Here is a 19,936-nt window from a genome sequence, read left to right as displayed (position 1 = left end):
CCCGGTGGGTCTCGCCGGCGCCATTGCACGGGCGGCAGGCATTTGCGACATCGCAGTCGAACGAAAGGAGGAGCTTCGGGATGACCATGCTCAAGTGCGTCTCGCCGGTGGATGGTTCGGTCTTCGCCGAGCGCGAGGCGCTCCCGTTCGACGCGGCCGAAGCGCTGGTGCGCCGGGTGCGCGCCGCGCAGAGGCGCTGGGCCGCGCGCCCGATGGACGAGCGTGTCGACCTCGTGCTGAACGGCATGGAGCGGCTCGGCGCGATGAACGACGAGATCGTGCCGGAGCTCGCTTGGATGATGGGCCGTCCCGTCCGCCACGGCGGCGAGTTCGGCGGGGTTCGCGAGCGAACGGAGTACGTGAGCCGCATCGCCGCCACCGCGCTCGCGCCGATGCAGGTGGAGGGCAGCGAGCGCTTTCGCCGGGAGGTCCGGCGCGAGCCGCACGGGCTGGTGCTGGTGGTGGCGCCCTGGAATTATCCCTATTTGACCGCGATCAACACGGTCGCGCCTGCGCTGATCGCGGGCAACGCAGTGGTGATCAAGCACGCGACGCAGACTCTGCTGGCGGGTGAGCGGTTGGTGCGCGCCTTCGTCGAGGCGGGGGTGCCGGAGGACGTCTTCGCCAACGTGTTCCTGGACCACGCGACCACCGAGCGCCTGATCGCGGCGCGCGCGTTCGACTTCGTGAACTTCACCGGCTCGATCGAGGGCGGCCGGGCGATCGAGCGGGCCGCGGCGGGAACGTTCACGCCGCTGGGGCTGGAGCTCGGCGGCAAGGACCCGGGCTATGTCATGGAGGACGCCGACCTCGGCGCGGCGGCCGTCACGCTGATGGACGGGGCAATGTACAACTCAGGCCAGTGCTGCTGCGGGATCGAGCGGATCTACGTCCACCGTGCGCGCTACGACGACTTCGTCGAGGCGGCGGTGGCGGAGGTGCGCAAGCTGCGGCTCGGCAATCCGCTCGACCCGGAGACGACGCTGGGGCCGATGGCGAGCCGGCGCTTCGCTGACGCGGTGCGGCGTCAAGTCGAGGAAGCGATGGCGGCGGGCGCCACCGCGCACCTGCCCCGGTTGCAGGCCGACGACGGCGGCGCCTACCTCTCGCCGCAGATCCTGACCGGCGTGACCCACGAGATGAGCGTGATGCGCGACGAGAGCTTCGGCCCCGTCGTGGGGATCATGCCGGTCGACAGCGACGACGAGGCGTTGCGGCTAATGAACGACAGCCGCTACGGCCTGACCGCATCGCTCTGGACCGCCGACACCGACCGCGCCGCTGCGCTGGGCGAGCGGCTGGAGACCGGGACCGTCTTCATGAACCGCGCAGACTATCTCGACCCGGCGCTCTGCTGGACCGGGTGCAAGGAGACCGGGCGCGGCGGTGCGCTGGGCGTGATCGGCTTCCACAACCTGACGCGGCCGAAATCATATCACCTGAAGCGAGTGACGGCATGACCTTGACCGGCACCTGGTCCTATCCCACGCAGATCCGGTTCGGCGCCGGCCGCGTTGCCGAGCTTGCGGGCGCATGCGCCGAGGCCGGCATCACGCGGCCGCTGCTGGTGACGGACCGGGTTCTGGCGACGCTCGAGGTCACTGAGAGGGCGCTGGGCCTGCTGGACGAGGCGGGCTTCGGCCGGGCCCTCTTTGCCGAGGTGGACCCGAACCCGAACGAGGCGAACCTGGAGGCGGGCGTGGCGGCCTACCGCGACGGCGGGCACGACGGCGTGATCGCGTTCGGCGGCGGCTCGGGGCTCGACCTCGGCAAGGCGGTGGCCTTCATGGCGGGGCAGACGCGCCCGGTCTGGGACTTCGAGGACGTCGGCGACTGGTGGACGCGCGCGAACGCCGACGCCATCGCGCCGGTCATCGCAGTGCCGACGACCGCGGGAACGGGGTCCGAGGTGGGCCGGGCGAGCGTCATCACGAACGCGGCGACGCATGAGAAGAAGATCATCTTCCATCCGCGGATGCTGCCGAAGGTGGTGATCGCGGATCCCGAGCTGACGGTGGGAATGCCGCCGGCGATCACGGCGGGGACGGGAATGGACGCCTTCGCGCATTGCCTCGAGGCCTATTGCTCGCCGCATTTCCACCCGATGAGCGCCGGCATCGCGCTGGAGGGGATGCGGCTGGTCGCCGAGAACCTGCCGCGCGCCTATCGCGACGGGAGCGACCTTGGGGCGCGGGCGCAGATGCTGGCGGCGGGCGGCATGGGCGCGGTGGCGTTCCAGAAGGGGCTGGGCGCCATCCATGCGCTGAGCCACCCGCTGGGCGCGGTGTACGGGCTGCACCACGGAACGCTGAACGCCGTGGTGATGCCGGCGGTGCTGCGGCTGAACCGGCCGGCGGTCGAGGACCGGCTGGCGCGCGCGGCGGACTACCTGAGGATCGGCGGCGGCTTCGAGGGCTTCTTCGACTTCGTGATGCGGCTGCGGGCGGATCTGGGCATCCCGGCGACGCTGCGCGATATGGGGGTGGCGGACGACCGGCTCGACGCGCTGACCGAGATGGCGATGCGTGACCCCTCTTGCGGCGGCAACCCGGTGGCCCTGACGCGCGACAACGTCCGGCAGCTCTTCGTGGAGGCGTCGGGCTAGGGCGCGCCGCGGCTCGAGCGGCCGCAAGGGCCGCCGCTCGCCGCGGCGCCGGGAGCGGCCGTGCGGCCGTCCCGGGTCCCAGCGGCGCGGGTCGCGCGTTGCGCGGGCGAGGCGCATTGACAGCCCCGGCGCGATGCCGGACCCTTGGCGCGGGAACGGGGCGATATGGCGCGATGACGGGATCCGAGGGGCGGGCGTGACCGCCTTCATGCAGGCCTATGTGCGCCGGGTGGAGGCGTTTAACTACCGCCTCGGCCGCTTCGCGATGTACCTCATCTTCCTGATGATCGGCATCCTCGCCTGGTCGTCGATCTCCAAGACCTTCTTCCTGCCGTCGCTCTGGACGCTGGAGATGGCGCAGTTCACGATGATGGCGTATTTCCTGCTCGGCGGCGCCTACTCGATCCAGCTCGGTTCGAACGTGCGGATGGACCTGCTCTACGGCGCATGGTCCGACCGGCAGAAGGCCGCGTTCGACGCCGTCACCGTGCTCTTCCTGCTCTTCTATCTCGGCGTGATGTTCTACGGCGGGTGGCTCTCGACCAGCTACTCGATCGAGTACGGCGAGCGCACCCGCACCGCCTGGCGGCCCTACATGTGGCCGATCAAGGTGGTGATGATGGCCGGCATCCTGCTGATGCTGAGCCAGGCGCTGGCGGAGCTCTTCAAGGACATCATGCGCCTGACGGGTCATCGCGACGTCGAGGAGAAGTCGTGAGCTACGAGGGCATCGCGATCCTGATGTTCTCGTCGATGATTGTCATGCTGATGACCGGGCAGCGCGTCGTCGGCGCGATCGGCTTCGTCGCCAGCGCCGCGGCGATCCTGCTCTACGGCACCGGCGGGTCGGACTTCGCCTTCTCCGGCCTGATGAAGGTGATGGCATGGTATCCGCTGCTGACCCTGCCGATGTTCATCTTCATGGGCTACGTGCTGTCGGAGTCCCGCATCGCCGACGACCTCTACCGGATGTTCCACGTCTGGATGGGGGGCCTCGGCGGCGGCCTCGCCATCGGCACGATCGGGCTGATGGTGCTGATCTCGGCGATGAACGGCCTCTCCGTCGCCGGCATGGCGATCGGCGCCACCATCGCCCTGCCAGAGCTGCTCCGCCGCGGCTACGACAAGCGCATGGTGACGGGCGTGATCCAGGCAGGGTCGTCGCTCGGGATCCTCGTCCCGCCCTCGGTGGTGTTGGTGCTCTACGCCATGATCGCCCGTCAGCCGGTGGGGCAGCTCTGGCTCGCCGGCGTCATCCCGGGGCTGACGATGGCGGCGCTCTTCGTCGTCTACATCGCGCTCCGCTGCCGCCTGCAGCCGCATCTCGGACCGCCCCTCGCGGAGGCGGAACGCGACGTCGGCTGGCCCGAAAGGCTGCGGCTGCTGCGCGCGGGCCTCCTGCCGCTCGTCATCTTCTTCGCCATGATGGTGCCGTTCGTGAACGGCTGGACCAGCCTCGTCGAATCCTCCGCCATCGGCGCCGTCACCGCCTTCCTCGCCGCCGTCCTCAAGGGCCGCATGACCCGCGCGGTGTTCGAGACCTCGGTGCGCCAGACCCTCGCCATCACCTGCATGTTCATGTGGATCATCGCCGCGGCCCTGTCGTTCGGCGCGGTCTTCGACGGCCTCGGCGCGGTCCGCGCCATCGAGGGGCTCTTCACCGAGACCCTCGGCCTCGGCCCCTGGGGCATCCTGATCCTGATGCAGCTCAGCTTCATCGTCATGGGCACGTTCCTCGACGACACCGCGATGCTGGTCATCGTGGCGCCGCTCTACGTGCCGCTGGTCGGCGCGATGGGCTTCGACCTCATCTGGTACGGCGTGCTCTACACCATCACGACGCAGATCGCCTACATGACGCCGCCCTTCGGCTACAACCTCTTCCTGATGCGCGCGATGGCCCCGCCCGAGATCCGGCTCGGCGACATCTATCGTTCGATCGTGCCCTTCGTGGCGGTGATGGCCATGGCGCTCGCCATCGTCATGATGTTCCCCGAGATCGCCCTGTGGCTGCCTGGCTACGTCTACGGCAACTGAATCAAGAAGGAGGAGGTAAGAAGATGACCAACAGACGCAAGTTCCTGACCGGCGCGGCCGCGGTCGGCACCGGGGCGCTCGCCGCACCCGCCGTCCACGGTCAGAGCCCGATCACCTGGCGGATGCAGACCTACGCCGGGCCCGCGCTGGCCGAGCATGTCATCAAGCCCGCGATTGACAGCTTCAACCGGATCGCCGGCGACCAGATGCAGATCGAGCTCTACTATGCCGACCAGCTGGTGCCGACGTCCGAGCTCTTCCGCTCGATGCAGCGCGGCACGATCGACGCGGTGCAGTCGGACGACGACTCGATGCAGTCGCCGACCGAGGTGACGGTGTTCGGCGGCTACTTCCCTTTTGCCTCGCGCTACTCGCTCGACGTGCCGGTGCTCTTCAACCAGTACGGTCTCGCCGAGATATGGGACGAGGAGTACTCGAAGGTTGGCGTGAAGCACATCTCGGCTGGCGCCTGGGATCCCTGCCACTTCGCCACCAAGGAGCCGATCCGCAGCCTGGCGGACCTGCAGGGCAAGCGCGTCTTCACCTTCCCGACTGCCGGGCGGTTCCTCGCTCAGTTCGGCGTGGTGCCGGTGACGCTGCCGTGGGAGGACATCGAGGTGGCGGTCCAGACCGGCGAGCTCGACGGCGTCGCCTGGTCCGGGATCACCGAGGACTACACCGTCGGCTGGGCGGACGTGACGAACTACTTCCTCACCAACAACATCTCGGGCGCCTGGGCGGGCTCGTTCTTTGCCAACATGGACCGTTGGAACGAACTGCCGGAGAACTTGCAAGAGCTGCTCCGGATCACCTTCGACAGCTCGCACTACTACCGCCAATGGTGGTACTGGGGCGGCGAGGCCGCGCTGCGCGTGCGCGGCGAGAAGATGGAGCTGACTTCGATCCCCGACGACGAGTGGGACCAGGTCGAGCGAGCCGCCCGCGAGTTCTGGGACGAGATAGCGGCGGAATCCGAGGTCAAGGCACGCGTCGTGCAGATCCTCAAGGACTACAACGAGACGATGCAGCAGGCGGGACGGCCCTACCGCTATACCGCCGGGTGAGCGACAGGGGCGGCATCCGCCGCCCCGACTGCCTCCGGCCCCCCGCGACAGTCGGTCTCATCGGCAGGCCACGCGGGAGATGCTGTGTCGGTTAAAGGCCACCTGAAGCCACCACGGAAAACGATCGTTGACCGACATCATCAGCCATTCCGCCTTTGCAGAGGTCGCGGCGCTGCTGGTGCTGGCCTCGGGCATCGGCTTCGTAGGCCTGATGCTGCGCCAGCCGCTGATCGTGAGCTTCATCGCGGTCGGCCTGCTGGCTGGGCCGTCCGGACTCGACCTCGTGCGCTCGGACGAGCAGATCGACCTGCTGTCGGAGCTGGGGATTGCGCTCCTGCTGTTCCTCGTGGGCATCAAGCTCGACGTGAAGCTGATACGCTCGCTGGGGCCGGTGTCGCTGCTGACCGGGCTGGGGCAGGTCGCCTTCACCTCGGTCTTCGGTTACCTGATCGGGTTGGCGCTGGGGCTGGGCCACGTCACCAGCCTCTACGTCGCGGTCGCCCTGACGTTCTCGAGCACGATCATCATCGTCAAGCTGCTGTCGGACAAGCGCGAGATCGACGCGCTGCACGGGCAGATCGCGCTGGGCTTCCTGATCGTGCAGGATCTCGTCGTGGTTCTCGCCATGATCGTGCTCTCGGCCGTCGGCATCGGCGCCGAGGCGGAGGGCGCGGGTGGCGTCGTGATGGTGCTTCTGTCCGGGGTCGCGCTGGTCGCGCTGGTGATTCTCTTCGTGCGCTACGTCGCGACGCCGCTGACCGAGAAGCTGGCGCAGGCGTCGGAGCTCCTCGTGATCTTCGCCATCGCGCAGGCGGCGCTGTTCGCAGCCATCGGCGACCTCGTCGGCCTTGGCAAGGAGGTGGGCGGCCTTCTGGCGGGCGTCTCGCTCGCCTCGACGCCGTTCCGCGAAACGATCGCGGCGCGACTGGCGCCGCTCCGGGACTTCCTGCTTCTCTTCTTCTTCATCGCGCTCGGCGCGACGCTGGACCTGTCGCTGCTCGGCAGCCACGTCACCGCCGCCGCGGTCTTCTCGGCGTTCGTGCTGATCGGCAACCCGCTGATCGTGCTGGCGATCATGGGAGCGCTGGGCTATCGCAAGCGGACCGGCTTCCTCGCCGGCCTGACGGTAGCGCAGATCAGCGAGTTCTCCCTGATCTTCATCGCCATGGGCGTGGCGCTCGGCCACGTCCCGCCCGAGGCGCTGGGCCTTGTGACGCTGGTCGGGCTCGTGACCATCGCCGCCTCCACCTACATGATCACCTACTCGAACCGCCTCTACGCGCTCTTCGAGCCGGTGCTGGGCGTCTTCGAGCGCACGGGGACGCCGCGCGAGGCCGAAGATGGCGGCGCGCCCGCCTTCGCCAGCTACGACGTGCTGATCTTCGGCCTCGGGCGCTTCGGCACCGCCGTGGGCGTCAGGCTCAGGGACAAGGGCGTCCGCGTGCTCGGCATCGACTTCAACCCGGTCGCGGTGCGGCGCTGCCGCCAGCTCGCGATCGATACCGAATACGGCGACGCGACCGATCCCGAGTTCATTGCGTCGCTGCCGCTGGCACACGCGCGCTGGATCGTCTCGACCGTGCCGGTGCACCCGTCGGGCCTGAGCCATGCCGACGCCCGCAACACGCTGATCCAGCTGACGCGCGCAGGCGGCTACCGGGGCCGCATCGCCGTCACCTCGCACTCGCGAAGCGATACAGACGAGCTGCACGACGCCGGCGCCGATGTCGTGCTCGAGCCTTTCCAGGACGCGGCAGACCGCGCGGCGGACATCCTGACCGGCGGCGAGCGGCCAAAGCGGACCGACATCCCCGAGATCGCTTCGGAGGAGCCGCTCGATGCCTGAGAACGGTCCCCCGCGGTGTGCGGGCGCGTCACGACTTGCCTCGCAGAGCCGGCAGCGCGGCGTCAACTCTTGCGCTTGTCCCGCATTGAGTGGCACCCAATGGCATGGCGTTCGGAAGCGACATGATGAATCGATGATGCAATGTCGCTCTTTCTGATCGTCGCGCTCCCCTTCATCGGGGCCCTCGTGCCCGGCCTGATGATCCAGGCGGGGCGGCGGGCATGTGCGCTGGCCACGCTGTCGGTTACGGCTCTGGCCTTCATCGGGCTGATGACGCACGTGCCGGCGGTGCTGCGCGGTGAGGTGGTGCAGGCGCGGGTGGAGTGGCTGCCGGCGCTGGGGCTCGACGCCAACTTCTTCCTCGACGGGCTCGGCCTGCTGTTCGCGGGGCTGATCCTCGGCATCGGCCTGCTCATCATCATCTACGCGCGCTACTACCTCTCGCGCGAGGATCCGATGGGGCAGTTCTACGCCTATCTGCTCCTGTTCCAGGGCGCGATGGTCGGCATTGTCCTCTCCGACAACATCCTGCTCCTCCTGGTCTTCTGGGAGCTGACGTCGCTCTCGTCCTTCCTGCTGATCGGCTACTGGAAGCATCTGCCGGAGGGGCGGCAGGGCGCGCGGATGGCGCTGGCGGTGACCGGCGGAGGCGGCCTCGCGATGATTGCCGGAATGCTGATCCTGGGCGAGATCGCGGGCAGTTACGACCTGACGGTGATCCTGCAGAACCGCGAGGCGATCCAGTCGTCCGAGCTCTACATGCCGGCGCTGATCCTGATCCTGCTCGGCGCCTTCACCAAGTCGGCGCAGTTCCCGTTCCACTTCTGGTTGCCGCACGCAATGGCCGCGCCGACGCCGGTCTCGGCCTACCTGCACAGCGCGACGATGGTGAAGGCGGGCCTGTTCCTGATGGCGCGGATGTGGCCGGTCCTCGCGGGGACCGATGCGTGGTTCTACATCGTCGCCACCACTGGCCTCGTGACCATGGTGATCGCCGCGGTGATCGCGCTCTTCAAGGACGACCTGAAGGCTCTGCTGGCCTTCTCGACGGTCAGCCACCTCGGGCTCATCACCATGCTGCTGGGGCTCGGCACAGGGATGGGCGCAGTCGCGGCGGTGTTTCACATCATCAACCACGCGACGTTCAAGGCCGCGCTCTTCATGACGGCCGGCATCATCGACCACGAGACGCATACGCGTGACATCAAGCGGCTGGGCGGGCTCCGCAAGCTGATGCCGGCGACCTTCGTCATCGCCACCATCACAGCGCTGTCGATGGCGGGCATCCCGCTGCTCAACGGCTTCCTCTCCAAGGAGATGATGCTCTACGAGGCGTCGCATACCCCGTGGGCGGGCAGCTACTGGGTGGTGCCGGTGCTGGCCACGGTCGGCGCGCTGTTTTCGGCCGCCTACTCATTCCGTTACATCTGGCACGTGTTCTTCGGCCCCGTGCGCAAGGACTATCCGTCGAAGCCGCACGATCCGGGCTTCGGCATGCTGGCGTCACCCGCCTTCCTGAGCGTCCTCGTCGTGCTCATCGGTATCATGCCCTCCCTGGCAGAGCCGCTGGTGCGCCTTACAGCCGCGGCGGTCATCGGCGGCGAGTTGCCCGAGTTCCACCTGCAGCTCTGGCACGGGGTCAATGCCGCGCTCGTCATGTCGATCATAGCCGTCGTCGGCGGCGTCATCCTGCTGGCTCTGCACCGTCCGCTCGACCGCGCCTGGATCGCCGCACCGCGGCCCGAGGCCAAGATAATCTTCGACGCGGTTGTCGAGGGCGCCGCCAGCGGCAGCCGCTGGCTGACCGACCGTCTGCATGACGGCGCGCTCACACGCTACGCCGCGATCTTCACCGTCACGGTGCTCGCGCTCGCGGTGCATGCCTACCTCACCGGCGGCATCTCCAGGCCGACGCGCGCGATGATGCCGCCGGGGGTAGTTCCGACGATCGGCTGGGCGATGCTGTTGATTGCCGCGGGCTGTCTCGTCGCCTTCCATCGGCGGCGTCTGGTGGCGCTGGTGCTCATGGCGATCGTGGGTCTCGTGGTCTCGGTCGGCTTCGTCTACCTCAGCGCGCCCGACCTTGCGCTGACGCAGATCTCGGTCGAGGTGGTGACGATCATCCTCCTGCTGCTCGCACTGAACTTCCTGCCCAAGACGACGCCCTCCGAAAGCAGCGTCGCGCGCCGTGTGCGCGACGGCGGCATCGCCGTGGTCGCCGGGCTGGGGGCGGGGGCGCTGATCTACGCGCTCCTGGTGCGCGACTTCGCCTTCCCGACTATCTCGGAGTACCACCTCGCAAATTCCTACAAGGGCGGCGGCGGCACCAACGTTGTCAACGTCATCCTCGTCGACTTCCGCGGCTTCGACACCTTCGGCGAGATCATCGTGCTCGGCATCGCCGCCCTGGTGATCTACGCACTGACCGAGGCGCTGCTGTCGAGCCCGGTGCGCGCCCGCCTGCTGGCCTGGACCGACGAATCGCCCGACGCGGGCGACGCCCACCCGATGATGATGGTCGTCGTGACGCGGGTCATGCTGCCCGTGGTGCTGATGGTCGGCGTCTACATCCTGCTCAGGGGCCACAACGACCCTGGCGGCGGCTTCATCGCGGGACTGATCGTCGCGATCGCGGTGGTGATGCAGTACATGGCCAGCGGCTTCGCCTGGGCCGAGGCGCGTCAGCGCTATCCCTATCACGGCGCCATAGGCGCGGGTGTGCTGATCGCCGGACTGACGGGGATCGGCGCCTGGTTCGCCGGCGAGCCCTTCCTGACAAGCGCCTATGGTTACATCCATCTGCCGCCGATCGAGGAGTTCGAGTGGGCCACGGCGATGGGCTTCGACCTCGGCGTGTTCCTCACCGTGGTAGGCGCGGTGCTGCTGTCGCTGCAGAGTTTCTCGCGCATCGCCCGCCGCAGCGGCGACCGCGTCAGCGCGCACCCGATGGACATCGACCCGTCGCGGGAGGAGTGCTGAGATGGAGCTTCTGGTGGCCTCGGCGATCGGCGCGCTGACTGCGGCGGGGGTCTATCTCGTGCTGCGGCAGCGGACGTTCCCGGTGATCCTCGGCGTCTCGCTCCTGTCGTACGCCGTCAACGTCTTCCTCTTCGCGACCGGCCGGCTGGTGGTGAACCGACCGCCAATCCTGTCGGACGACGCGGCGGGCTACACCGATCCGCTGCCGCAGGCACTGGTGCTGACGGCGATCGTGATCTCGTTCGGCATGACCGCGGTCGTCGTGATGATCGCGCTCGGCGCGTACCTCTCGGGTGACGACGACCACGTCGACACGCGCCCGGGTGCAGACACATGAGCCACTGGGTCGTCATGCCGATCGTGGTGCCGGCGCTGCTCGCCGCGCTGATGGTGCTGACGATGCGCCACCATCCGGCGCTGCAGCGGACCTTCTCGGTGGGCGGGATCATAGCCGTCCTGTTCATCGCGATCGGGTTGAACGTCAGTGCAGGCACTGGCGCGATCCACGTGTACGAACTCGGTGACTGGCCGGCTCCGTTCGGCATCGTCCTCGTCGTCGACCGCCTGTCGGCACTCATGGTTCTGCTGACCACGCTGCTGGCGCTGGCCGTCGCGCTCTACGTGATCGGAACCGGCTGGGACCGGCGCGGACGGCATTTCCATGCCCTGCTCCAGTTCCAGATCATGGGGATCATCGGCGCGTTCCTCACCGGCGACGCGTTCAACCTCTTCGTCTTCTTCGAGGTCCTGCTGATCGCGTCCTACGGCCTCATCATCCATTCGGGTGGCACGGCGCGGCTCAGGGCGGGGGTGCAGTACGTCGTCTACAACCTCCTCGGCTCGACGCTCTTCCTCTTCGCGCTCGGCACGCTCTACGCCGTCACCGGCACGCTCAACATGGCCGACCTGGCGGAGCGCATCGCGGCTCTGCCGGCGGAGGAGACGGCGCTGGTGCGGGTCGGGGCGACGCTGCTGCTGCTCGTCTTCGCGGTCAAGGCGGCGATCCTGCCGCTGCATTTCTGGCTCCCGGGGAGCTATGCGAACGCGCCCGCGCCGGTCGCAGCGCTCTTCGCGATCATGACCAAGGTCGGCGCCTACGCGATTATCCGGATATACTCGCTGGTGTTCCCGCCCAGCCTGGTGGCGACGCAGGGGCTCTTCGACATATGGCTTATGCCAGCCGCGCTGCTGACGCTGACCGTGGGCATGATCGGCGTCCTCGGCTCGGTGCGGCTGGAGCGGCTGGTGGCGTTCGCCGTCGTCGGGTCGATGGGCACGCTGCTCGTGGCCGTCGCCACGCTGACCGAGCAGGCGACGGCGGCTGCGCTCTACTACATCGTGCATTCGACCTTCGCCTCGGCGGCGCTCTTCCTGATCCTCGACCTGACGGTCGAGCGGCGGCCCGAGGGCGGACGCATCGCCGTCGCGCCGCCGATCGCTCAGAACGGCCTGATCGCGGGGCTCTTCTTCGCCGCCGCCATCGCCTTGGCGGGAATGCCGCCACTGTCGGGTTTCCTCGGCAAGCTGCTCGTGCTCGACGCGGCGCGAGCGGCCGAACGGACTTGGCTGATCTGGACGGTGATCTTGGCGACGTCGCTCTTGGCAATCGTTGGGTTCGCGCGCGCCGGCAGCACGCTCTACTGGAAGAGCGCGGCCGTGATGCCGGCTGCCGGAGCTGCCGTTGCCGATCCGCCGCCGGCCGTCCGGCCCGCGGCATTGCCGTTCGTCTCGGTCGGGGGCATCATGACGCTGCTCGTCGCGGCGACGGTGTTTGCCGGTCCGCTCACCGACTACTTCGCCGCAATCGCCGCGCAGATCTACACGCCCGCGAATTACATCGAGGCGGTTCTTGGGGCGCGGGCATCATGATGCGCCGCCTGCTCCCACATCCGTGGCTCACGGCGCTGCTGACCGTGGTCTGGCTCCTGTTGGTCAACGGCATCTCGGTAGGCGCGGTGCTGCTCGGCTTCGTGCTCGGCCTCGTCATCCCGATCGCGACGGCGGCCTACTGGCCCGACCGGCCGCTCCTGCGGCGTCCGGGCAAGCTGCTGACCTACATATTCATCGTCATGTGGGACATCCTCGTGGCGAACGTGGTCGTCGCCATCACGATCCTGACGAAGCCCAATAGCCGGATCCGCTCCAAGTGGGTCTCGATCCCGCTGGACATCCGCAAGCCCGAGGCCATCACGGTGCTGGCGGGGACGATCACGCTTACCCCCGGCACGGTCTCGGCCGACCTCTCGAGCGAGGGGCACAGTCTCCTCGTCCACTGCCTCGACGCGGAGGATGCGGACGCGGTGCGGGACGAGATCAAGACCCGCTACGAACGCCGGTTGAAGGAGATATTCGAATGATCTTCTACGCTCTCGCCTTCGCCTTCGGGTGCCTCGCGCTCGCGACCGTCCTCGCAATGTGGCGGCTGATCTTCGCGCCCACGATCGGGGACAGGCTGCTGGCGCTCGACACGATGTTCATCGACGCGATCGGGCTGATCGTGCTCTTTGGTATCGCGACCGGGGTGCAGACCTACTTCGAGGCAGCCATGATAATCGCGATGCTGGGCTTCATCTCGACCGTGGCCTACGCCCGCTTCGTGCTGCGCGGCGACATCATCGAGTGAGGGCGGCATGATCCTTGAAGTCTTCGTCAGCCTCTTCATCGTTGTGGGAGCCTTCTTCGCGCTCGTTGGCTCCTACGGGCTGATCAAGCTCGACAATCCGATGGCGCGGCTGCATGGCCCGACGAAAGCGAGCACTCTTGGAATCGGCAGTCTGCTCATCGCATCGGTCGCCTACTCGGTGCTGCAGGACGATCTTTCGCTGCATGAGCTGCTGATCACGGCGTTCCTGTTCGTGACCGCCCCGATCTCGGCGCACTTCATCGCCAAGGCGCACATCCATCAGCACATCGACGACGATGAGATGCCTTCGCCGCCGCGCGACACGAGCTGGGCGGTGCGCCGCCCGCCGGACCCGCCGGCGGACGACTGACCCTGACTACTCGACCCGCTCGAACGCCATCCCCGCAAAGAGGCCGCAGGAGCCGTCGCTGTCGGAGACCTCAAAGCCCGAGCTCGTCGGCGAGATTGCGCACTGCATCGGAAAGCGCGCCGCGCCAACGTCGCCCTCGGCGTCGCGCAGGATCAGGGTATCGTCCTGCACCTCGTAGGTACCGCTTACATTCCGGATCTGATCGGCGCCCGACATCTGAAAGGTGCCGTCGGGCGCGAAGGTCGCGGTGACGGGGCCGAGGGTGTACTGGCCCTGCTGCAGTCCCGCAGACCGCGCGGTGGCGACCAGGTCCCCGGTCTGCTGTTGCTGACCGATCCGCTGCTCGAGCTGGGCGAGCTGTTCGGCGCGGCTGGCGAGCTGGTTGGCAAGCTCGGTGACGCTGCTCTGGAGCTGCTGCCGCTGCTCTTCGGCCGCGGCCACGTCTTCGCGCAGAGATTGGCGGCGCTGGGTCAGGTCCTCGACGCTCGCTTCCAGCATCGCCTGCCGCTCCTCAATCTGCGAAAGCTCGCTGCGCGCCGTCGCAAGCTGCTCCTCAAGCGAAGCCTCCGCTTCGCGCGCCGCCTGGACCCGCTCTTCGGCGTCGGCTGCCTCGCTCGAAAGGTCGGCCACGTCCTGGCTCAGGCCGGCCAGCGTCTCCTGCAGCTCGGCCTCGCGCGCACGGGCCTCCTCCAGACGCGTGCCCACTTCCTCGAGCTCCCGCGTCCGGTCAACGACTGCCTGCTCGGCCTCTGCGAGGCGCGTCTCGTAGGTGCCGAGTTCTTCGCGCAGCGGCGTGAGTTCTTCATTGAGCGACTGCAGCTCGGACTGCTGCGTGTCCACCTGCGCCTGCATCTCGGCCGACTGGCTCTCTAGCTCCTCGAGGCGTCGCGCCGCCGGCTCGAGCTCGCCGGAGATCCGGTCACGCTCGGCCGTGAGCATTTCGATCTCGCCCTGCAGCGTCTGCGACTGGCCTTCCAGATCGCCGACCGTGCCGAGCGCCTCGGTCTGCGCGGCCAGTTCCTCCTCGCTCGCGACGCGAGCCGCCCGCTCCTCCTCGACGAGGACGTTCATCTCGTCGCGGATCGACGACTGCGACGTCCAGGCCCATGCCGCGAGGAGCCAGCCTATGACGGCCACCACGGCGACGACGATCAGTGTCGTCCTCGATTGCGTCTGCGCTTCAGCCATGTCGATACGCTCTCCCTGTCGATTCGCTTTTGATGTTCCCCGGTTGAAGATCAAACATATGCGGTCGGGCTCGGTTCCGCATCATTCGTGCACGGGAGTTGGGCGGCTGGACCCGCGTCGCCTGCGGCGTTAGGGCCGACCGGCTGGATCGGAAAGGAGCGGGCGGATGTCGGCGAGAGGATCGGAGCGGCGGGAAATTGCGCTCGGCCAGACCGAGATCGCGTTCGCGATGATGCTGGCCTCTACGATGCTGCTGCCGGTAGGCGACACTCTGTCCAAGCTGCTGACCGCGGTGGCGCATCCGGCCGAGATCGCGTTCTGGCGCCTGGCGTTCCAGACGCTGGTGCTGGGGACGGCCGCCTGGCTGATGCCGCGCCGCGTGACGGGCCGCCTCTTCTCCCCCATCCTTGCGCTGGGCGGCGTCGCGGCGGCCGCGACGCTGGTCCTGCTGATCGCGGCGTTCTCGACCATGCCGATCGCGACCGCCATCGCGATCTTCTTCGTCGAGCCGCTGATCCTGACGGTGCTGTCCGCGTTCCTGCTGAACGAACCCGTGGGGTGGCGCCGGTATCTCGCGGTGTTCGTGGGCTTGATCGGCGCAGTGGTGGTGATCCGGCCGAACTGGTCGATCTTCGGGGCCTACACCATCTTGCCCCTCGGCGCGGCGGTCGCCTTCGCGCTGAACATGATCCTGATCCGCATCGCCTCCCGCACCCGGTCGGGACTGGCGATCCAGGTCGGCATGTCGTTCTACGCCGCGCTCCTGCTCGGCGCGGGGCTCGTCGCGGGCGCCGCGCTGGGGCTCTTCGCCTGGACCGGAACGCACGGGCCGGCCTATCTCTGGCCAATGTACGTGGCGGCGGGTTGCCTGTCCGGCGTGACGTTCCTGCTGATCGCCGGCGCCTATCGTCGCGCCCCGGCCAGCGTGCTTGCGCCGATGCAGTATTTCGAGATCCTCGGGGCGACGCTGATGGGATACATCGTCTTCGGCGACTTCCCCGATGCGCTCACCTGGCTCGGGACCGCGATCATCCTCGGCTCTGGCCTTTACGTGTTCCACCGCGAGCGCCGGCAATGACTGCGCCGCACACCCGGCGCTGAAGAGGAGAGACACCTGTGGATGACGACACCAAGCCGAACGTCCCGGCGTTCGACCGGCGCATGCTCGAAGCGCTGGTCTGTCCCGAAACCCGCGCCATCCTGCACTACGACGCCGAGCGGCAGGAGCTGGTCAGCAAGGCGGCGCATCTGGCGTACCCGATCCGGAACGGCATCCCAGTGATGCTGGCCGACGAGGCGCGCCGGCTTGAGGACTGAGTCAGAGCGGGCGCCCCTGCAGGAGGCGCGGCAGATCGCCCGTCAGCCCCGCCGCCTCGCGGATCGCGCCGCGCCGTGCGCCGGGCAGCGCGTTGACGAGGCCCATCCCGATGTCGCGGCCGAAGCGCAGGAGCGGGTTGTCGTTCGAGAAGAGCCGGTTGAATGCGTCCGTCGCGACCGCCAGCGCCGTTACATCGAAGCGCCGCCATGTCTGGTAGCGCGCCAGCACGTCCGGGGCGCCCACATCCTCGCCTCGGCGCCGCGCCTCGGCCAGTACCTGCGCCAAAGCGGCGACGTCTTTGAGGCCGGCGTTCAGCCCCTGGCCCGCGATCGGATGCACCACATGGGCGGCGTCGCCGGCGAGCGCGACCCGCGGCGCGACGAAGTGCTGCGCCAGCGACAGCGACAGGGGATACGTGTACCGCTCGCCCTCCAGTGCGATCTCTCCGAGGAATCCGCCGAAGCGGGGGCGCAGGGCGGCGAGGTAGCCTGCCTCGTCCAGCGCCATCACGCGCGCGGCCTGCGCGTGGGGCTGCGACCAGACGATGGATGAGCGATTGCCGGTGAGCGGCAGGATCGCCAGCGGCCCCTCCGGCATGAAGAACTGGTGCGCGACGCCTCCATGCGGCCGCTCGTGCCGGACGGCGCAGATGAGCGCGCTCTGCAGGTAGCGCCAGCCTACGTGCCGGATGCCCGCCCGCCGCGCCGTCCCGCTGTCGCGTCCGTCGCAGCCGATCAGGACGCGCCCGCGCAGGCGGCGGCCGTCCGCCAGGTTGGCGCTGACGCCCGCGCCGTCGGTGCTCTGCGCCGTCACGCCGGCGGCAATGGCGCGCACCGGGCTCTCCGCCACGGTGCTGGCGATGGCGAAGCGTAGGTGGCGGTTCTCGGCCATGTAGCCCATCGGGCCTTCCTCGATCTCGGCATGGTCGAACTCGAGGGCGAAGGGCGAAGGCGCCTCGCCCGCGCGGCCGTCCGTCACCTTGATCTGCAGGATCGGTTGGGCGTCGTCGGCCAGGCGCGCCCACACCCCAAGCGCCTTGAGCAGGCGCTGCGAAGTGAGAGCGAGGGCGGAGCTGCGGCCGTCGAAGCCCGCACCGCCCGCCTCGGGCGCGGGGTCGATCAGGATCACGTCGAGCCCGGCGGAGGTCAGCGCCAGCGCCAGCGTTCCACCCACGAGCCCACCGCCGGCAATCAGCACGTCCGCATCGTATGACATGCCGCTTGATATGACCGCCGGCGGGGCATTGTCCACGCGCCGTGGCGCAGCTACCGTCGCGGCCGATGGACGAGTGGCGGACGATGGGCGCGGCGGCGCTGGGGCGGGAGATCGGCGCGGGGCGGATCGACCCGACCGAGCTGGCCGAGGTGATGCTCGACGCGATCGCGCGTCATCCGCACGGGCACGAGATCTATGCGCGGACGACCCCCGATCGGGCGCGGGCCGAGGCTCGAGCGGCCCGCGAGCGGGCGCGAGCGGGGTTGCAGCGCGGCCCGCTCGACGGCGTGCCGGTGTCCTGGAAGGATCTCTTCGACACGGCGGGCACGGCGACCGAGGGCGGCTCGGCACTGCTTGCGGGACGCGTGCCGGCGGCCGACGCGCGGGTGGTGGCGCGGGCGACGGCGGCCGGCCTCGTCTGCCTTGGCAAGACGCACCTGACGGAGCTCGCATTTTCGGGGCTCGGGCTCAACCCGGTGACCGGCACGCCGCCCAACGTCCACGACGCCGAGGCGCTGCCGGGCGGCTCGTCGTCGGGTGCGGCGGCCTCCGTCGCCTTCGGCCTCGCGGCAGGCGCAATCGGCTCCGACACGGCGGGCTCGGTGCGCATTCCGGCGGCGTGGAACGACCTTGTGGGGCTCAAGACGTCGCACGGCGTCATTCCGCTCGACGGCGCGCTGCCGCTCTGCCCCAGCTTCGACACGGCCGGCCCGCTTGCGCGCATGGTCGAGGATGCGGCGCTCCTGACCGCGGCGATGCAGGGAGGCCGACCGCCCGACCTGCGCGGCGCCAGCCTGCAGGGCGCGCGCCTCCTGGTGCTGGAGACGGTCGCGTTCGACGCGATCGATGACGGACCGGCGCGCGGCTTCGACGAGGCGCTGAAGCGGCTTGCGGACGCGGGCGCGGAAATCGCGCGCATCGAGGCGCCGGAGGTGGCCGAGGCGGTTGATCTCTCGGCCAGCCTCTTTGCGCCCGAGGCCTACGGCACCTGGAGCGCCGAGATCGAAGCGCGGCCCGAACTGATGTTCGACCCGGTCCGCGAGCGTTTCCGCGGTGGCCGGGACTTTCCGGCACATGCGTACGTCGCGGGCTGGGCTCGCCTGCGCGAGCTGCGGCAGATCTATCGCGCGCGCACCGCGGGCGCCGATGCGGTGATCCTGCCGACCTGCGCCATCGCGCCGCCGAAGCGGCAGGCGGTGCTGGACGACCACGCGCTCTTCGCCGAGCGCAACCTGATGACGCTAAGGAACACGCGGATCGGAAGCCTGCTCGACCTCTGCGGCCTGACGCTGCCCACGGGAACGCCGTCGGCCGGCATCCTCTTCCAGGCGCCGGGCGGACAGGATGCGCGGCTGCTGCGTCTCGGCGCGGCGGCCGAAGGCGCGCTGGCCTGAGGACGACCGCGGAGCGCGGGTGGTCTGAGGGTCACACTCGTGGCGCCGCCGCCGCGCCGCGCTGGACCGGGCGGCCCCCGCCGCGCTAGCGTGCGCTCCAAAGGGACGCAACGATCCCGACCATTTGAGGCCAGCATGAATCTTCCCGACCGGTTCTCGGACCTGCCGGAATACGCGTTCCCGCGTTTGCGCGGCCTGCTCGACGTGCATGCTCCGGGCGGAGAGCCGATCCACATGACGATCGGCGAGCCGCGCCATCCGTTTCCCAGTTGGTTGGTGGAGGTCATCGCCAACAACGCCGAAGGATTCGGACGTTACCCGCCGAACGAGGGGACGGACGAGCTCAGGCGGGCGATTACCGGCTGGTTCCGGCGGCGCTATGGCGTGACGCTTGACCCCGATACGCAGGTGACGGTGCTGAACGGCACGCGCGAGGGGCTCTTCAACGCCTGCCTCGCGCTCTGTCCCGGCGGGGCGGACGTGCTGGTGCCGAACCCGTTCTACCAGGTTTATGCCGTGGGCGCGCTCGCTGTGGGGGCGCGGCCGGTCTACCTGCCGGCGCTGCCGGAGAACGGCTTTCTCCCCGATTTCGATGCGGTGCGGCCCGAGGTGCTGGACCGGACGGCCATCGCCTGGCTCTGCTCGCCTTCGAACCCGCAAGGCGCGGTGGCGGACGAGAGCTATTGGCGGCACCTGATCGAGCTGGCGGAGCGGCACGACTTCCGCGTCTTCGCCGACGAGTGCTACAGCGAGATCTGGCGCAAGTCGCCGCCGCCGGGGGCGCTGGAGGTCGCGGCGGCGATGGGTGCCGACCCGGAGCGGGTGACGGTCTTCCACTCGCTCTCCAAACGGTCGAATGTACCGGGCCTCAGGTCGGGTTTCGTGGCTGGCGGTCCACGGACGATCAAGGCGATCCGGCAGCTCCGTTCCTATGCTGGCCCGCCGATGCCGGGTCCGATCCAGGCGACGAGCGCGCGGCTCTGGTCGGACGAGGCGCATGTCGAGGCGAGCCGGGCGCTCTACCAGGAGAAGTACGCGGTGGCACAGGAGATCCTGGGCGACGTTGCGCCCGTCCCGCCGGCGGGTTTCTTCCTGTGGCTGCCGGTCGAGGACGGCGAGGCCGCGGCGTTGCGGCTCTGGCGCGAGACGGGAGTGCGGGTTCTGCCCGGCGCCTATCTCTCGCGCGATGCCGAGGGCGGCAATCCGGGCGCGGGCTATGTGCGCGTCGCCCTGGTGGCCGATGTTGACGAGGTGCGGCGCGGGCTGACCGCCATCCGCACGACGCTTTACGACTGAC

At 68.9% G+C, this 19,936-nt stretch carries 18 protein-coding genes; 16 read left to right on the top strand and 2 right to left on the bottom strand.

The genetic code is table 11. From position 1 onward, the window contains the following. Positions 1–80: 80 nt before the first annotated feature. From JM664_RS04295 to JM664_RS04240, 12 genes are all read left to right on the top strand, one after another. On the top strand, positions 81–1,460 hold the full coding sequence (locus JM664_RS04295) for an aldehyde dehydrogenase family protein (RefSeq protein ID WP_227418671.1): 1,380 nt from the start codon (positions 81–83) through the stop codon (positions 1,458–1,460). Next, complete coding sequence (locus tag JM664_RS04290) at positions 1,457–2,605, top strand: iron-containing alcohol dehydrogenase (protein ID WP_227418670.1); 1,149 nt, start codon at positions 1,457–1,459, stop codon at positions 2,603–2,605. Before JM664_RS04295 ends, JM664_RS04290 begins: the two co-directional genes overlap by 4 nt. Before the next feature lie 196 nt (positions 2,606–2,801). Further along, entirely contained in the window at positions 2,802–3,323 is a 522-nt protein-coding gene (locus JM664_RS04285) for a TRAP transporter small permease subunit (RefSeq protein ID WP_406675766.1), read from the top strand. After that, positions 3,320–4,642, top strand: a complete 1,323-nt coding sequence (locus tag JM664_RS04280; RefSeq protein ID WP_227418669.1) for a TRAP transporter large permease — start codon at positions 3,320–3,322, stop codon at positions 4,640–4,642. The genes JM664_RS04285 and JM664_RS04280 overlap by 4 nt, the downstream gene beginning before the upstream one ends. Before the next feature lie 23 nt (positions 4,643–4,665). After that, positions 4,666–5,706, top strand: a complete 1,041-nt coding sequence (locus JM664_RS04275) for a TRAP transporter substrate-binding protein (protein ID WP_227418668.1) — start codon at positions 4,666–4,668, stop codon at positions 5,704–5,706. A gap of 127 nt (positions 5,707–5,833) precedes the next feature. Further along, on the top strand, positions 5,834–7,552 hold the full coding sequence (locus JM664_RS04270) for a cation:proton antiporter (protein WP_227418667.1): 1,719 nt from the start codon (positions 5,834–5,836) through the stop codon (positions 7,550–7,552). Between the two features lie 141 nt (positions 7,553–7,693). Next, positions 7,694–10,531 (top strand): monovalent cation/H+ antiporter subunit A, encoded by a 2,838-nt coding sequence (locus JM664_RS04265; RefSeq protein ID WP_227418666.1) that lies wholly within the window; start codon positions 7,694–7,696, stop codon positions 10,529–10,531. 1 nt (position 10,532) lies between these two features. Further along, on the top strand, positions 10,533–10,868 hold the full coding sequence (locus tag JM664_RS04260; protein WP_227418665.1) for a Na+/H+ antiporter subunit C: 336 nt from the start codon (positions 10,533–10,535) through the stop codon (positions 10,866–10,868). Continuing rightward, positions 10,865–12,400, top strand: coding sequence for a monovalent cation/H+ antiporter subunit D (locus JM664_RS04255; protein WP_227418664.1), 1,536 nt, complete (start codon positions 10,865–10,867; stop codon positions 12,398–12,400). Before JM664_RS04260 ends, JM664_RS04255 begins: the two co-directional genes overlap by 4 nt. Next, positions 12,397–12,888, top strand: coding sequence for a Na+/H+ antiporter subunit E (locus tag JM664_RS04250; RefSeq protein WP_227418663.1), 492 nt, complete (start codon positions 12,397–12,399; stop codon positions 12,886–12,888). Before JM664_RS04255 ends, JM664_RS04250 begins: the two co-directional genes overlap by 4 nt. Then, a complete protein-coding gene (locus JM664_RS04245; protein ID WP_227418662.1) occupies positions 12,885–13,154 on the top strand; it encodes a K+/H+ antiporter subunit F in 270 nt (89 codons plus the stop codon). Before JM664_RS04250 ends, JM664_RS04245 begins: the two co-directional genes overlap by 4 nt. A 7-nt stretch (positions 13,155–13,161) precedes the next feature. Then, complete coding sequence (locus JM664_RS04240; protein ID WP_227418661.1) at positions 13,162–13,524, top strand: Na+/H+ antiporter subunit G; 363 nt, start codon at positions 13,162–13,164, stop codon at positions 13,522–13,524. Between the two features lie 6 nt (positions 13,525–13,530). On the opposite strand, the gene JM664_RS04235 is transcribed toward JM664_RS04240, so the two are convergent. Beyond that, entirely contained in the window at positions 13,531–14,712 is a 1,182-nt protein-coding gene (locus JM664_RS04235; RefSeq protein ID WP_227418660.1) for a coiled-coil domain-containing protein, read from the bottom strand. 166 nt (positions 14,713–14,878) lie between these two features. Here JM664_RS04235 and JM664_RS04230 point away from each other — a divergent pair, with 166 nt between their 5' ends. After that, a complete protein-coding gene (locus JM664_RS04230; protein ID WP_227418659.1) occupies positions 14,879–15,790 on the top strand; it encodes a DMT family transporter in 912 nt (303 codons plus the stop codon). An 83-nt stretch (positions 15,791–15,873) separates the two neighbouring features. Further along, a complete protein-coding gene (locus JM664_RS04225; protein ID WP_227418787.1) occupies positions 15,874–16,029 on the top strand; it encodes a Trm112 family protein in 156 nt (51 codons plus the stop codon). 1 nt (position 16,030) lies between these two features. Here JM664_RS04225 and JM664_RS04220 read toward each other — a convergent pair whose 3' ends face one another. Then, complete coding sequence (locus JM664_RS04220; RefSeq protein WP_227418658.1) at positions 16,031–17,245, bottom strand: FAD-dependent monooxygenase; 1,215 nt, start codon at positions 17,243–17,245, stop codon at positions 16,031–16,033. A 65-nt stretch (positions 17,246–17,310) separates the two neighbouring features. Here JM664_RS04220 and JM664_RS04215 point away from each other — a divergent pair, with 65 nt between their 5' ends. Continuing rightward, a complete protein-coding gene (locus JM664_RS04215; RefSeq protein WP_227418786.1) occupies positions 17,311–18,639 on the top strand; it encodes an amidase in 1,329 nt (442 codons plus the stop codon). Between the two features lie 135 nt (positions 18,640–18,774). Further along, a complete protein-coding gene (locus JM664_RS04210) occupies positions 18,775–19,935 on the top strand; it encodes an aminotransferase class I/II-fold pyridoxal phosphate-dependent enzyme (protein WP_227418657.1) in 1,161 nt (386 codons plus the stop codon). The last annotated feature ends 1 nt before the right edge of the window (position 19,936 follow it).

Source organism: Roseitranquillus sediminis (assembly GCF_016918935.1).
In the GTDB taxonomy this organism is placed as follows: Bacteria; Pseudomonadota; Alphaproteobacteria; order Rhodobacterales; family Rhodobacteraceae; genus Roseitranquillus; species Roseitranquillus sediminis.
Note: the sequence above shows the minus strand (reverse complement) of the source record. Positions and strands in the feature narration are given on the sequence as shown.